At 64.9% G+C, this 14296-nt stretch carries 10 protein-coding genes and 1 pseudogene; 9 read left to right on the top strand and 2 right to left on the bottom strand.

Annotated elements, in window-relative coordinates; translation table 11 throughout:
• Positions 1-19 precede the first annotated feature (19 nt).
• The 7 genes and pseudogenes from glyA to purU all read left to right on the top strand — a co-directional run bounded on the left by glyA (position 20) and on the right by purU (position 8803).
• Entirely contained in the window at positions 20-1375 is a 1356-nt protein-coding gene (gene glyA, locus QRN59_RS15845; RefSeq protein WP_284983452.1) for a serine hydroxymethyltransferase, read from the top strand.
• Positions 1372-2592 (top strand): sarcosine oxidase subunit beta family protein, encoded by a 1221-nt coding sequence (locus QRN59_RS15840; RefSeq protein WP_284983451.1) that lies wholly within the window; start codon positions 1372-1374, stop codon positions 2590-2592. Before glyA ends, QRN59_RS15840 begins: the two co-directional genes overlap by 4 nt.
• Before the next feature lie 24 nt (positions 2593-2616).
• A pseudogene (locus QRN59_RS15835) lies at positions 2617-2904 on the top strand (sarcosine oxidase subunit delta); the annotation flags it as partial.
• Positions 2905-2927: 23 nt separating this feature from the next.
• A complete protein-coding gene (locus QRN59_RS15830; protein WP_284983449.1) occupies positions 2928-5873 on the top strand; it encodes an FAD-dependent oxidoreductase in 2946 nt (981 codons plus the stop codon).
• Positions 5866-6501 carry a sarcosine oxidase subunit gamma gene (locus tag QRN59_RS15825; RefSeq protein WP_284983448.1) on the top strand — a complete coding sequence of 212 codons (636 nt, stop codon included), beginning with the start codon at positions 5866-5868 and terminating at the stop codon, positions 6499-6501. Before QRN59_RS15830 ends, QRN59_RS15825 begins: the two co-directional genes overlap by 8 nt.
• On the top strand, positions 6501-7892 hold the full coding sequence (locus QRN59_RS15820; protein ID WP_284983447.1) for an L-serine ammonia-lyase: 1392 nt from the start codon (positions 6501-6503) through the stop codon (positions 7890-7892). The genes QRN59_RS15825 and QRN59_RS15820 overlap by 1 nt, the downstream gene beginning before the upstream one ends.
• Before the next feature lie 2 nt (positions 7893-7894).
• Positions 7895-8803 (top strand): formyltetrahydrofolate deformylase, encoded by a 909-nt coding sequence (purU, locus tag QRN59_RS15815; RefSeq protein ID WP_284983446.1) that lies wholly within the window; start codon positions 7895-7897, stop codon positions 8801-8803.
• A gap of 31 nt (positions 8804-8834) precedes the next feature.
• Here purU and QRN59_RS15810 read toward each other — a convergent pair whose 3' ends face one another.
• Positions 8835-9401 carry a dihydrofolate reductase family protein gene (locus tag QRN59_RS15810; RefSeq protein ID WP_284983445.1) on the bottom strand — a complete coding sequence of 189 codons (567 nt, stop codon included), beginning with the start codon at positions 9399-9401 and terminating at the stop codon, positions 8835-8837.
• Between the two features lie 217 nt (positions 9402-9618).
• Between QRN59_RS15810 and QRN59_RS15805 the strand changes: the two genes are divergently transcribed.
• Positions 9619-11112 carry an S-layer homology domain-containing protein gene (locus QRN59_RS15805; protein WP_284983444.1) on the top strand — a complete coding sequence of 498 codons (1494 nt, stop codon included), beginning with the start codon at positions 9619-9621 and terminating at the stop codon, positions 11110-11112.
• An 11-nt stretch (positions 11113-11123) separates the two neighbouring features.
• On the opposite strand, the gene QRN59_RS15800 is transcribed toward QRN59_RS15805, so the two are convergent.
• On the bottom strand, positions 11124-12629 hold the full coding sequence (locus QRN59_RS15800) for a PucR family transcriptional regulator (RefSeq protein ID WP_284983443.1): 1506 nt from the start codon (positions 12627-12629) through the stop codon (positions 11124-11126).
• Positions 12630-12737: 108 nt separating this feature from the next.
• Here QRN59_RS15800 and QRN59_RS15795 point away from each other — a divergent pair, with 108 nt between their 5' ends.
• Entirely contained in the window at positions 12738-14285 is a 1548-nt protein-coding gene (locus QRN59_RS15795) for a purine-cytosine permease family protein (protein ID WP_284983442.1), read from the top strand.
• The last annotated feature ends 11 nt before the right edge of the window (positions 14286-14296 follow it).

Below are 14296 nucleotides of genomic sequence, written 5' to 3'. Positions count from 1 at the left end.
ATCTCAAAAGGAGAACACGATGGTTGAACCGCTGATCCGCCCACTCGCCCAGGCGGACCCGGAGGTTGAACAGGCGATCGCCCAGGAACTCATCCGCCAGCAGTCCACGCTGGAAATGATCGCCTCCGAAAACTTCGCTCCTGCAGCCGTCATGCAGGCACAGGGCTCGGTCCTGACCAACAAGTACGCGGAAGGCTACCCCGGCAAGCGCTACTACGGCGGCTGCGAGCATGTGGACGTCATCGAGCAGCTGGCCATCGATCGCGTCAAGGCTCTCTTCGGCGCCGAAGCGGCAAATGTCCAGCCGCACTCCGGCGCCCAGGCTAACGCCGCCGCCATGTTCGCGCTCCTCGAGCCGGGGGACACCATCATGGGCCTCGACCTCGCACACGGTGGCCACCTGACCCACGGCATGCGCATCAATTTCTCCGGCAAGCTGTACAACGTCATCCCGTACCACGTCAGCGAATCCGACCTCCGGGTGGACATGGCGGAAGTCGAAGCCCTGGCCCTGGAACACCGCCCGAAGCTGATCGTTGCCGGCTGGTCCGCGTACTCGCGCCACTTGGATTTCGCCGAATTCCGCCGCATCGCCGACCTCGTGGGTGCCTACCTCATGGTGGACATGGCCCACTTCGCCGGCCTCGTCGCGGCGGGACTGCACCCCAACCCCGTGCCGTATGCCGACGTCGTGACCACCACGACCCACAAGACCCTCGGCGGTCCGCGCGGCGGGGTGATCCTGTCGAAGGAAAAATACGCACGCAAGATCAACAGCGCGGTCTTCCCCGGCCAACAAGGCGGACCGCTGGAGCACGTCATAGCGGCCAAGGCCGTGGCGTTCAAAATGGCGGCAGAGCCCGAATTCCAGGAACGCCAAGTGCGGGTGCTGGAAGGCGCCAAGCTCCTTGCCGAACGGCTCCTGAAGGAAGACGTGGCCGCAGCAGGAATCTCGGTGGTCAACGGAGGCACCGACGTCCACCTGGTCCTCGTCGACCTGCGCCACTCGGAACTCGACGGCCAGCAGGCCGAGGACACCTTGCACCGCATCGGCATCACGGTGAACCGCAACGCCGTCCCGTTCGACCCGCGTCCTCCGATGGTTTCCTCCGGACTCCGCATCGGCACCCCGGCACTCGCCGCCCGCGGCTTCGGGGCCAAGGAATTCGCGGAGGTCGCGGACATCATCGCAACGGCGCTGATCGCCGCGGCAAGCAGCGGCGCCCTGGGTGACCACGCCGCCGTCGAACTCCGCGCGAGGGTTACCGGGCTCGCCGAACAATTCCCGCTTTACCCGCATCTTTCCCAGGCCGGCAGCGGCACCGATGCGGCTGTCACCGAACTTGAGGCAGAAATGATTGGAGCAGCCAAGTGAGCGCAGACCACCTCCCCGAACACCCGGATTTCCTGTGGCGGAACCCGGAGCCCAAAGCTTCCTATGACGCCGTGATCGTGGGCGGTGGCGGCCACGGACTGGCCACCGCGTACTTCCTGGCCAAGAACCATGGCATGACCAACATCGCCGTCCTGGAAAAGGGCTGGCTTGCCGGCGGCAACATGGCCCGCAACACCACCATCATCCGTTCCAACTACCTGTGGGACGAGAGCGCTGCCATCTACGAGCACGCCCTGAAGCTCTGGGAGATCCTGCCCGAGGAACTTGAGTACGATTTCCTCTTTAGCCAGCGCGGCGTCATGAACCTCGCCCACACCCTCGGCGACGTCCGCGAAAGCATCCGCCGCGTCGGGGCGAACAAGCTCAACGGGGTCGACGCCGAATGGCTGGACCCGCAGCAAGTCAAGGAACTCTGCCCCATCCTGAACATCAGCGACAACATCCGCTACCCGGTCATGGGCGCCACCTACCAGCCTCGCGCAGGCATCGCGAAGCACGACCACGTCGCCTGGGCCTTTGCCCGCAAGTGCGATGAACTCGGCGTGGACATCATCCAGAACTGCGAAGTGACCGGCTTCCTCAAGGACGGCAACCGCGTGGTGGGCGTCAAGACCAACCAAGGAACCATCCACACTGAAAAGGTTGGCCTCGCCGCCGCCGGCCACAGCTCCGTCCTCGCCGAAATGGCCGGCTTCCGCCTCCCGATCCAGTCCCACCCCCTCCAGGCGTTGGTGTCGGAGCTGCATGAACCCGTCCACCCAACGGTGGTCATGTCCAACCACGTGCATGTCTACGTTTCCCAAGCACACAAGGGCGAACTGGTCATGGGCGCCGGGGTCGACTCCTACAACGGCTACGGCCAGCGCGGCTCCTTCCACGTGATCGAGCACCAGATGGCTGCCGCCGTCGAACTCTTCCCGATCTTCGCCCGGGCCCATGTGCTCCGGACCTGGGGCGGAATCGTGGACACCACCATGGATGCCTCGCCGATCGTCGGACTCTCGCCGGTTGAGAACATGTTCGTCAACTGTGGCTGGGGCACGGGTGGCTTCAAAGGCACTCCGGCTGCCGGCCTGACCTTCGCCCACACCATCGCCACGGGTACGCCGCACGAGCTCAACAAGCCGTTTTCGCTGGAACGCTTCGAGACCGGTGCCCTGATCGACGAACACGGCGCCGCCGCCGTCGCCCACTAGCCGCAGCCTTTTAGGAGACCAACCATGCTGCTCATCAGCTGCCCCAATTGCGGGCCACGAGACGAAACCGAATTCCACTACGGCGGCCAGGCCCACGTGGCCTATCCGGAAAACCCGGACGCGCTGACCGACCGTCAGTGGGCCGAGTATTTGTTCTACCGCGACAACACGAAAGGCGCCTTCGCCGAACGCTGGGTGCACAGCACGGGTTGCCGCCAATGGTTCAACATGCTCCGTGACACCGTCAGCTATGACATCCAGGCCATCTACAAGATGGGCGAACCGCGCCCTGATGTGAACACCTCAGCAGCCACCACTCCGGAAGGAGCAACGAAGTGACCCCGCAGAACGCCCGCCTCGCCACCGGCGGCCGCATCGACCGCAACATCTCCTGGCGGTTCACCGTGGACGGCCAGGAATTCACCGGTCACCCTGGCGACACTGTTGCTTCCGCACTGCTGGCCAACGGCCGCATCAACGTCGGCAACTCGCTCTATGAGGATCGGCCCCGCGGCATCATGTCCGCCGGCGTGGAAGAGTCCAATGCCCTCGTCAAGGTGGCTGCCCGCTTCCCCGGCCATGTCGCAGAGTCGATGCTTCCCGCGACCACCGTGTCCCTTGTGGACGGGCTCAGCGTCGAGTTCCTGAACGGTCTCGGCAAGCTGGACCCCAACGAGGACCGCGCCGAGTACGACAAGAAATACGTCCACACCGACGTCCTGGTGGTTGGCGGCGGCGTTTCCGGCCTCGCGGCAGCCCGTGAGGCTGTCCGGACCGGCGCCCGCGTCATCCTGATCGATGACCAGCCCGAACTCGGCGGCTCGCTGCTTTCCGGCTCCACTGCCCCGGAACTCGCCGAAGTGATCGAAGGCAAGCCGGCACTGGAGTGGATCGCCGACGTGGAGGCCGAGCTCGTTTCCGCCGCCGAATGTACCGTCCTCAACCGCACTTCGGCGTTCGGCTCCTACGACGCGAACTATGTGATCGCGGCGCAGAACCGTACGGACCACCTCGGCAGCCCGGCCGCGGACGGCGTCTCCCGCCAGCGTATTTGGCACATCCGTGCCAAGCAGGTGGTCCTGGCGCCCGGCGCCCATGAGCGTCCGCTCGTCTTCGAGAACAACGACCGGCCCGGCATCATGCTGGCCTCGGCTGTCCGTAGCTACCTCAACCGCTACGCAGTCGCCGCTGGACGGCGGGTCGTCATCGGCACCACGAACGATTCGGCCTACCTGTTGGCCGCGGATCTACTGGCCGCTGGTGTCAAGGTCGCCGCGGTCGTCGACGCCCGCCCCAAGCTCAGCGACAAAGCGGCAACCGCCGTCGAAAGCGGCATCCGCGTCCTCGTCGGCAGTGCCGTCGCCGATACCTCCGGCACTGGGGAGAACGGCCGGATCGACGGCGTCACCATCCGCAGCCTCAACGACGACGGCGAAGTCACCTCGGGCGTCGAACGGATCGCTTGCGATCTGCTGGCGGTTTCCGGTGGCTGGAGTCCCGTGGTCCACCTCCACAGCCAGCGCCAGGGCAAGTTGCGTTGGGACGACGAGCTGGCCGGCTTCGTGCCGAGCTCCGTGGTCAAGGACCAGCAGGTTGTCGGCGCAGGCCGCGGCAGCTACGGGCTCGCTGACTGCCTCGGCGAAGGCGTATCCGCGGGTGCCGCGGCCGCAATCGCCGCAGGCTTCAGCACCGAGACAGTGCCCGCCGAGCCGAAGGCGCCCGTGGCCTCCGCCCCTACCCGCCAGCTGTGGCTGGTGCCGGGCCAGAGCGGAAACGCGGGGGAGTGGCACCACCACTTCGTTGACTTCCAGCGCGACCAGTCCGTGGCCGACGTGCTCCGTTCCACCGGGGCAGGCATGCGCTCGGTGGAACACATCAAGCGGTACACCTCCATCAGCACCGCCAACGACCAAGGCAAGACGTCCGGCGTCAACGCCATCGGCGTTATCGCCGCGGCACTCAAGCAGGCCGGCGAAGCATCCCGTGGGATCGGCGACATCGGAACCACGACGTACCGGGCACCGTTCACTCCGGTGGCCTTCGCGGCGCTGGCCGGACGCCAGCGCGGCGAGCTGTTCGATCCCGCCCGCGTGACCTCCATCCACCCTTGGCACGTTGCCCAGGGAGCGCTCTTCGAGGACGTCGGCCAGTGGAAGCGCCCGTGGTACTACCCGCAAGCGGGCGAGGACATGGACTCCGCTGTGCTCCGTGAATGCGCGGCAGTCCGCGATTCCGTGGGCTTCATGGACGCCACCACCCTGGGCAAGATCGAGATCCGTGGCAAGGATGCCGGTGAGTTCCTGAACCGCATCTACACCAACGCGTTCAAGAAGCTTGCCCCCGGTTCCGCCCGCTACGGCGTCATGTGCACTCCTGACGGCATGATCTTCGACGACGGCGTGACCCTGCGCCTCGACGAGGGCCGCTACTTCATGACCACTACCACCGGCGGCGCCGCCAAGGTCCTCGACTGGCTCGAGGAATGGCACCAGACCGAGTGGCCGGAACTCGACGTTGTCTGCACGTCGGTGACTGAACAGTGGACGACGATTGCCGTCGTCGGGCCCAAATCCCGTGCGGTGATCGCCAAAGTTGCGCCCCAACTGGCGGCCGACGGCGGGCTGGACGCCGAAGCGTTCCCGTTCATGACATTCCGCGAGACCACGCTGGCCTCCGGAGTCCAGGCACGGGTTTGCCGGATTTCGTTCTCGGGTGAGCTTGCCTACGAAATCAATGTTCCGTCCTGGTACGGGCTCAACACCTGGGAAGCCGTTGCCGCTGCAGGGGCCGAGTTCAACATCACTCCGTACGGCACCGAGACCATGCACGTGCTGCGTGCCGAGAAGGGCTACCCGATCGTCGGGCAGGACACGGACGGCACCGTCACCCCGCAGGACGCTGGGATGGAATGGATCGTTTCCAAGGCAAAGGACTTCATCGGCAAGCGTTCTTACAGCCGCGAGGACGCGGTCCGCACGGACCGCAAGCACTTGGTCAGCGTCCTCCCGGCTGACGGTTCGTTCCGTCTTCCGGAAGGCACCCAGCTCGTGGAAAAGGGGATTCCGGTCAACCCGGCATACGGTCCTGTGCCGATGCAGGGCTTCGTGACCTCGAGCTACCACAGTGCCGCTTTGGGCCGCTCTTTCGGCCTGGCACTGATCACCAACGGCCGCAACCGGATCGGCGAGATTCTGGTGGCCTCCGTCGGCGACCAGTTGCTGGACGTCGTTGTGGGAGAAACCGTACTTTTCGACGCTGAAGGGACCCGTAAAGATGGCTGAAACAGCAACACCCGCAAACCCCGAGACGCTCCGTGCGGCACGCCGCAGCCCGGCGTCGCACCTTGCACCGACCTTCGAGTCCGGTTCCGTAGCCGGAACCGTGGCGTTGAAGGAAATCCCGTTCCAGACCATGGTGGGGATCCGGGTCGACAGGGATTCCGACGCCGGAGCCCGCCTCGCGTCCGTGACCGGCGGCCTGCCGGCCGCCTGTGGTGAGATCAGTGGGGATGAGAGGGCTACCACCCTGTGGCTTGGGCCGGAAGAATTCCTGGTGGTCGCACCGGAATCGGCCCACGATTCCCTGGGCGGAGACCTCGTACGCGCCCTGGTGGAGGCCCTGGGCGACGACCCGGGCCAAGTGGTGGACTTGTCCGCCAACCGCACCACCTTCGAACTGTCCGGCGTCCGTGCCCGGGACGTCCTTGAAAAGGGCTGCTCCCTGGACTTGCACCCCCGTGCCTTCCGCACCGGGACGGCCCTCGCCACGGAAATCGGCAACATCCCGGCGATGCTGTTCAAGACCGGCGAGGACAGCTTCCGGATCTTCCCACGGGCTTCGTTCGCCGACTTCCTGGGCCGCTGGCTCCTTGACGGCATGAGGGAATACGCCTCTCCTGAGGTCCCCTGATGGCACTGAGCGTGCTTGATCTGTTTTCCATTGGCATCGGGCCGTCGTCGTCGCACACGGTCGGCCCGATGCGGGCGGCAAAGCAGTTCACCGACGGCCTGGAATCCTCCGGGCAACTCGCGGCAACGGTGCGCGTCCAGGCAGAGCTTTTCGGCTCGCTGGGCGCCACCGGCCGCGGCCACGGCTCGGACAAAGCCGTGGTGCTGGGACTGCAGGGCCAATCGCCGGAAACGGTGGACACTTCCACCGCCGACGACCAGGTTGCCGCGGCCGCCCTCGACGCTGAATTGCGGATAGCCGGACACCACCGCGTGGACTTCAACTGGGACGAAGACGTGGTCCTGCACCGACGCAAATCCCTGCCCGCCCACCCCAACGGCATGACTTTCCGGGCCCTCGACCACACCGGGGAAGTGCTGTGCGAACGCAGCTACTACTCGATCGGCGGCGGTTTCGTGGTGGACGGTGATGCGTCCGGAAGCGACAAAGTCGTTGCTGACGACACCGTGCTGCCTTATCCCTTCAGCACCGCGGACGAGCTCCTGGCGATCTGCTCACGGGAGGACATGTCCATTTCCGATGTCATGCTGGCCAACGAGCTCGTGTGGCGCAGCGAGGCAGAGCTTCGCGAGCGGCTGCTACAGATCTGGGCAGTCATGCGCGAATGCGTGGACAATGGCTGCTCGGCGGAAGGAGTCCTGCCGGGAGGCTTGAACGTGAGGCGACGGGCGCCGTCGTTGTTCAAGACGCTCAGGGACACCGACGCCGAATTGCAGGGCTCAAGCTCGGCAGACCCGCTGCTCGCCATGGAATGGGTGAACCTGTTCGCGCTGGCCGTGAACGAGGAAAACGCGGCCGGCGGCCGCATCGTCACTGCACCCACCAACGGTGCGGCCGGCATTGTGCCGGCGGTGCTGCACTACTACACGAAGTTCGTGCAGGGAGCCGACGACGACGGCGTGGTCCGCTTCTTGCTCGCGGCGGCCGCCGTCGGGATCCTGTTCAAGATCAACGCGTCCATTTCCGGCGCCGAAGTCGGCTGCCAAGGTGAAGTGGGCTCCGCCTGTTCCATGGCAGCCGCGGGCCTGTGCGAGGTCCTCGGAGGCACTCCCGAGCAAGTGGAGAACGCCGCGGAGGTGGGCATCGAACACAACCTCGGACTCACGTGCGATCCCGTAGGCGGGCTGGTGCAGATCCCCTGCATCGAACGCAACGCAATCGCCAGCGTCAAGGCCATCAACGCCGCCCGCCTTGCCCTGCACGGCGACGGCAGCCACAAAGTATCCCTGGATAAAGCCATCAAAACCATGCGAGAGACAGGAGCGGACATGAAAAGCAAGTACAAGGAGACCTCCCGCGGAGGCCTCGCCGTCAACGTAGTGGAGTGCTAGCCATGACAGTCACACAGAATGAACCCGCCCAGCGACGTGAAGCGGGGCTGCCGGCTACCACCGTTGAGCATGTCCTGACTCTCGATTGCCCGGAAACGCGGGGGATCGTGCACGCCGTCTCCGGATTCCTCCTGGAACACGGTTGCGACATCATCGACAATAAGCAATTCGACTCCCAACTGGATCACCATTTCTTCATGCGGATCCACTTCGCATCGGATGGGGATCAGTCGACCATCGATTCGCTGCGGGAATCCTTCGCGCCTGTTGCCGAAAAGTTCGGCATGCGCTGGCAGCTTCAACGCCACGGTGCCAAGCGCCGGGTGTTGATCATGGTCTCGAAGTTCGAGCACTGCCTCAACGACCTCCTCTTCCGGGCCCGCATAGGGGAACTGCCCATCGACATTGTCGGGGTAGTCTCCAACCACCCGGACCACCGGCGAACCGTCGAATGGCACGGCATTCCGTTCTTCCACGTGCCCGTCACGCCGGACACCAAGGCGGCGGCTGAAGGACAGCTCCTCGATCTCATCGATCGCCTGGACGTCGAATTGGTGGTCCTGGCCCGCTACATGCAGGTCCTCAGCGACGATCTTGCCCGAAAGTTGGACGGCCGGGCAATCAACATCCACCACTCGTTCCTCCCCAGCTTCAAAGGTGCCAAGCCGTACCACCAGGCCTACGCGCGAGGCGTCAAGACCGTGGGTGCCACTGCGCACTACGTCAACGGCGAGCTGGACGAGGGGCCGATCATCGCCCAGCAAGTGGTGGAAGTGGATCACACCTTCGGTCCGGACGACCTGGTCGCGGCCGGGCGCGACACCGAGTGCAAGGCGCTCAGCAACGCTGTCCGCTGGCATTGCGAAGGGCGCGTGATCCTGCAAGGCAGCAGGACGGTGGTGCTCAAGTAGGGTTTGAACGGCCCACCAGACGGTGGGCCGTTCAGGCGCCGTTTCGTGAGTAGTGAAGCAAAACCACCCCGTTGCCGAAGGTGCGCGTCCCCTCGAGCCTGAGGTCCATCCGGACTCCAGGATCCTCGAACAGCGGCCGGCCCTGCCCGAGGACTATGGGATTTACGCGAATTCGGAATTCGTCGATCAAGCCGTGCCGCATTAGCGCGGAAGCCACATTGGCGCCGCTCAGGACGATGTCGCCGCCGGGCTGCGCCTTCAGTTCCGCTATTTTTTCGGGCACGACGTCGTGAATCACCGTGGTGTTCGAGCCTGCCTGCGTGAGGTTCCGCGAAAACACAATCTTGGGCATCTCGCGCCAGATCCCGGCGAACTCGAGCATGGGCGTCGAGAGGTCGGCATTCTGCTCGGCCGTGTTCCAGAAACCGGCCATCACACCGTAAGTGATGCGCCCGAACATGAAGGCCCCCATCCCTCGGAACTGCTCGTTCAAGAAACCGATGAGTTCGTCATCGACGTGGTGCCAGCTGATGTCCCGGTCGAGAGTCTCGAAGAATCCATCCAAAGATACCGACATCATCAGGATGATCTTGCGCATTCGAGTACCTCCCGTTGACGCGAAAGGCGACGCGGCCGCCGTCGTACTACCAGTGAAACACCCCGGGATCCGGTGGAACAGGCCGTGATAGGGCTGGCAGCCTATGCGGATCGTCCCGTTGCGGGCCGGTTCTTCCTCGCATATGGTTGCACTTGCCGGTCACCCGGCAAAATATTGGGGGGCGAGGTACTCGCCATTTAGAAAGGCGCGTACATTCGTGGTCCGTCGAAAAGGCGGCATAATAGCCGCTTGCATTTTTGCCGTCACGGCAGTCGCAGCGACAGCTGTCCCTGCTCTGGCCGTTGATCCAGTCATCACCATCGATCCGACCCCCGCATGGGCGCAGATCTACGCCAACAACCCACCAGTGCAGCTCTCGTCGTCGGCGACGTCCCTGGACCTCAAGCTCCCGTCGGACGCTTCAGCGGTGCTCGGCAAGAGCGTGAACAGCACACTCCATTACGGCGTTTACAACCGTGAGGACAACACGGCCACACCGCTTTTCGCGGGTGACGCCGTGGCAGACTCCTCAACCCTCCACGTGTCTATCCCGATCCCGCAGGGCTTGGGGGGCCTGACTCCGGGATCCATGCAGTACTGTCATGACGCCACGGGGAACTGCAGCGCCAGCACTGTCCCGCCTCAGGACTATTCGGGCTTCGTAGTGGTGGTCACGGGGACCCCCATTGCGCCGGGAAACGGCGGGATCTTCGTCCAGAGCGGGCTGACGGCCGGGGGGCCGGCCGGGTCCCCGTCTGTTTCGATTGACCTTGGCCTTTCGCAGGCCCTGCCACTGACCTTCTTCATCCAGAAGGACTCCACCACCTCCCTGGCTTCCTACACGGACAAGCTGATCTTCCGCAGCGTGCCGGGGTATTTCACCTCCGGCCCGGACAAGACCTGGACCAACGCCTTCCCCTACGGCTACTTCTGGAAGACGGGCACTCCCGGAACCAGTATCGACGCCCAGGTGAGCTACAGCGCCGACGGAAGCAAGGCGATCGCCACGGTGCCTACCGGCTCCATCCCGCAGGTGTGCTCCACACACCCGGAATATTTCGTCATGGGTGTCGCAGATGGTGCGATCGACGCGGCGCGGTACGCCCTCGCCAAGGTCGCCCTGGGAACCCCGCAGTGTACCCAGCGTTTCTCCGACGTCCCCACGAACAGCGGGTTTTACCGCGAGATCCAGTGGCTCGCGAGCCAGGGCATCACCACGGGCTATCCGGACGGAAGCTACGGGGCGACTCTCGCCGTGCACCGGGACGCCATGGCCGCCTTCCTCTATCGCCAGGCCGGCTCGCCCTCCTGGACGCCGCCCGCAAACTCGCCATTCGTGGACATGGCACCCAATTCCGCGTTCTACAAGGAAGTCACGTGGCTGGCGTACTACGGCATCACCACGGGCTGGGTGGACCCCACCACCGGGCACCGGAGCTTCCGCCCAGGCGACAACATCAACCGGGATGCCATGGCAGCCTTCCTCTACCGCTTCAGCGGATCACCCAGTTGGACCGCCCCGGGAGCGTCACCGTTCAACGACATCACCCCGAACTCGCGGTTCTACAACGAGATCACCTGGCTGGCTGCGGCCAGGGTCAGCACGGGTTATACGGATGGAACCTTCCGGCCGTTGAACGCAGTCAACCGTGACGCCATGGCCGCGTTCCTCTACCGCTGGCAGACCGGGTGGTACCTGGGCACCCAGTAGCAAACTCCCGCCTAGAGCCGGGCCAGGCGGGTCGCTAAGTGAAGGGCGACCAGCCGGCCCGTTCCCCGGGGATCCCCGCCGCACAGCTCGAAAATCCGCTGGAGCCGGTGGTGCATCGACTGCCTTTCCAGGTGCAGTTCCCGTGCCGCTTGCGCAGTATTGCACCCGGTATCCAGCCATACCGCCAAGGTCCGCATTAGCTCCGAGCGCCGCTGCTCGTCATGCTCGACGACGGCGCCGAGCTGCCGCCGTACGAATGCCTCGCGGGTGGCCGCGTCGAGGCTTCCCTGCGCCAGGCGCTCGACGGCGAAGTCCTCGGCATCCACCACACGGTTCCCGCCTCCCGGCCCCACACCCGAGCCGCTTCCCGCACCAGGGATAAGCTCAAGCGTCCGGCGCGCCTCTGCCAGCGACCAGGGCGCCTCGCCGATTCCCAGCGCCAGCGGACCCACGGCCATGACCGATCCGTCGGGGACCTCCAAGGCCCCAAGTGTTTGGATGAGCGCGATGCGCGAAGCCACTGCCGTCGTGTGGGGGAGCGCGGCCAAGGCGATCAATTCGGCATTGTCCGCATAACTCGCACTTTGCGGAACCGCGTGGCCCAGGATGCCGTCGAGTTGCGTCCGGAGCTGTCCCGCCGCTGAGGAACGCACCACGACGGCGGCCACCGGACCGCTGGCCGGGAATCCTGAGGCGGGTCCCAATTGCTGGAGTCGCCATGACTGGGTGCCCGAACTGATGGCCCGCATGAGCTCGATGCCGGCCAGTTCCTTGAGCCCGGGTGGCATGCGTTGCAGCAATGCCAAGCCGAGGATATCGACGCACCGCTCGCCGGCCACCCGCGCAAGGTTGGCGTCGCCGTCGTCGGGCACTTCCAACTCCAGACGGGCCGCCAGGACGCCGCGGACGGGCACATCGACTGTGGTGACATTGCTCGGACCGGGCCGGGCAGCGGCCGTCGCGCTTCCCAAGGTGAGGCCCGACGGCGAGACGAGCCTCGCGCCGGCACCCGTCCGAGTGGCCAGCACGGCGAGGAGCTGATCCAGTCCGCCTCCGTGTGCGAGTTCCGCCGCCATGGCATGGCTCGTTTCGTCGCCGAACTGCAATTGCGCCACCGATTCGCTGACCAGCAGCGAGTTGATGGCTTGCATGATGCCGACGAAGGGTGCCACTTTGCACAGCTCGATGATAGGCAGCCCGGCGTCCTGGCCGGCGTCGAGCATGGACTCCGGTATTGCAGGGAGCTCGGGGCCTGTTTCGATGGCCAAAGCGGTGATGCCGCGGGCCGCGAGTTGGCGGACGTAGTCCACGCGCCGCTCGTCCGAAGCAGTGGCGAGAGCCTGCCCGCCGCTCAGAAGCAGTTCTCCGCCCCGCAGCAGCGGAGCGATGTCCAGCACTTCGCTCGAATGGACCCAGCGGAGCTGCCGCGAGAGGGCCTCGGGCACATCCGTCCGCAGGACTGGTTCAGCGGCCTTCAGGCTTTCGTGTTCGAAAGCGTCGGCAAGAAGCAGGGACATGACACTCCGTAACTAATTTCGGGGATCTATCATACATATCGTATCTTGTTGCTGTGATCTGGGGCACATACATTGAAGGAGTCCCTTTCCTACACGGAGGATCCCCCAATGCACGAGAACTTATCCACTGCGACGCCTGGGGCTGCAACGGCGCAGACCGACGTCGAACAGAACCTGCAGTCCATTCCCGAATCAGCGCGTACCCGCAGCGTAGCGGGCCAATTCTGGATCTGGGCAGGCGCAAACCTCGCCCCCATCAACTGGGTCCTCGGTGCCCTCGGCGTCCAGCTTGGACTGGGCTTTGCCGATACCGTCACCGTCCTGGTGGTGGGAAACCTGATCGGCATGGCACTCTTTGGCCTGTTTGTCCTCCTGGGGCAACGAACCGGTGCCACAGGCATGGTCCTGGCCCGGGCCGTCTTCGGCCGCCGCGGCAACTATCTCCCGAGCGCCATCCAGGCACTCCTCGGAATCGGTTGGTGCGCCGTCAACACCTGGATCATCCTGGACCTGGTGATGGCACTCCTCGGCAAGCTCGGCATGGTCGATCCGGAGCAACCCAACGTTGGCCCCAAGATCCTGGTGGCCTTACTGATCATGTCCGCCCAGGTCACCATCGCCTGGTTCGGCTACAAGGCGATCGCGGCTTTCGAGAAGTGGACCGTCCCTCCCACCATCGTGGTGCTGATCGCCATGTCCGCCGTAGCTTGGTTCGGCATGAACATCGATTGGGGCTACGCGGGCCCTCCCGGTGCTGTCCTTGAAGGCGGCGCACGAATCGCGGCCATGACCACCGTGATGACGGTCATCGGGATCGGCTGGGGGATCACCTGGTTCACCTACGCGGCGGACTATTCACGCTTCGTCAGCAAGTCCGTCCCGAAGCATAAGGTTTACCTCGCCTCGGTTTTCGGCCAGTTCCTCCCGGTGGTGTGGCTCGGCATCCTCGGCGCCAGCCTGGCAACGAAGAGCGGCACGGCCGACCCTGGCCACCTCATCGTCGACAACTTCGGCGTCCTTGCGATCCCGGTGCTCTTCCTGGTCCTGCACGGTCCCATCGCGACGAACATCTTGAACATCTACACCTTCTCGGTGGCTGCCCAGGCGTTGGACATCAAGGCCAAGCGCCGTTCCTTGAACCTGTTCGTCGGGATCCTGGCACTCGTCGGCGTCGTGTTCTTCATCCTGCAGTCGGACTTCGCCTCAACCCTGAGCACTTGGCTCGGCGGGCTCGTGGCGTGGGTAGCCGCGTGGGGCGGCATCATGCTGGTGCACTACTTCTGGGTGGACAAGCGTAGCCCCGTGGCAGTGGACCGGCTCTTCGACCCCGTGGGCACCCGTCGGCTCCCGGCATTCAACTGGGCCGGGATCACCGCGCTCTTGGTGGGCATCTTTGCCACGTGGCTGTTCATGTACGGCGTCCTGCCGATCATGCAAGGCCCCATCGCCACGGCCATGGGCGGAATCGACTTGTCCTGGCTGGCAGGCGGACTTGTTGCCGCAGCAGTATACGGCGCGCTTGGCCCGCGGGTTCATGCCCGATACCTTCCGCTGCCTTCCGCCGTCGCAGTGCCTTCCGCCGATGCAGTGCCTTCCGCCGATGGGTCGGCGCAACCCCTTGCGGGAGACGCCGTCGCCAATCTGGTCAACGACTGAGAGGAACCCCG

The organism is Arthrobacter sp. efr-133-TYG-118 (assembly GCF_030209755.1).
In the GTDB taxonomy this organism is placed as follows: Bacteria; Actinomycetota; Actinomycetes; order Actinomycetales; family Micrococcaceae; genus Arthrobacter.
This window is presented reverse-complemented; position numbering and strand designations above follow the sequence as displayed.

What these genes read in the sequence shown, in the direction of transcription:
- glyA (WP_284983452.1), top strand. Translation starts at nt 20, where the DNA reads ATGGTTGAACCGCTGATCCGCCCACTCGCCCAGGCGGACCCGGAGGTT.
- QRN59_RS15800 (WP_284983443.1), bottom strand. Translation starts at nt 12,629, where the DNA reads ATGTCCCTGCTTCTTGCCGACGCTTTCGAACACGAAAGCCTGAAGGCC.
- QRN59_RS15825 (WP_284983448.1), top strand. Translation starts at nt 5,866, where the DNA reads ATGGCTGAAACAGCAACACCCGCAAACCCCGAGACGCTCCGTGCGGCA.
- QRN59_RS15820 (WP_284983447.1), top strand. Translation starts at nt 6,501, where the DNA reads ATGGCACTGAGCGTGCTTGATCTGTTTTCCATTGGCATCGGGCCGTCG.
- QRN59_RS15795 (WP_284983442.1), top strand. Translation starts at nt 12,738, where the DNA reads ATGCACGAGAACTTATCCACTGCGACGCCTGGGGCTGCAACGGCGCAG.
- purU (WP_284983446.1), top strand. Translation starts at nt 7,895, where the DNA reads ATGACAGTCACACAGAATGAACCCGCCCAGCGACGTGAAGCGGGGCTG.
- QRN59_RS15810 (WP_284983445.1), bottom strand. Translation starts at nt 9,401, where the DNA reads ATGCGCAAGATCATCCTGATGATGTCGGTATCTTTGGATGGATTCTTC.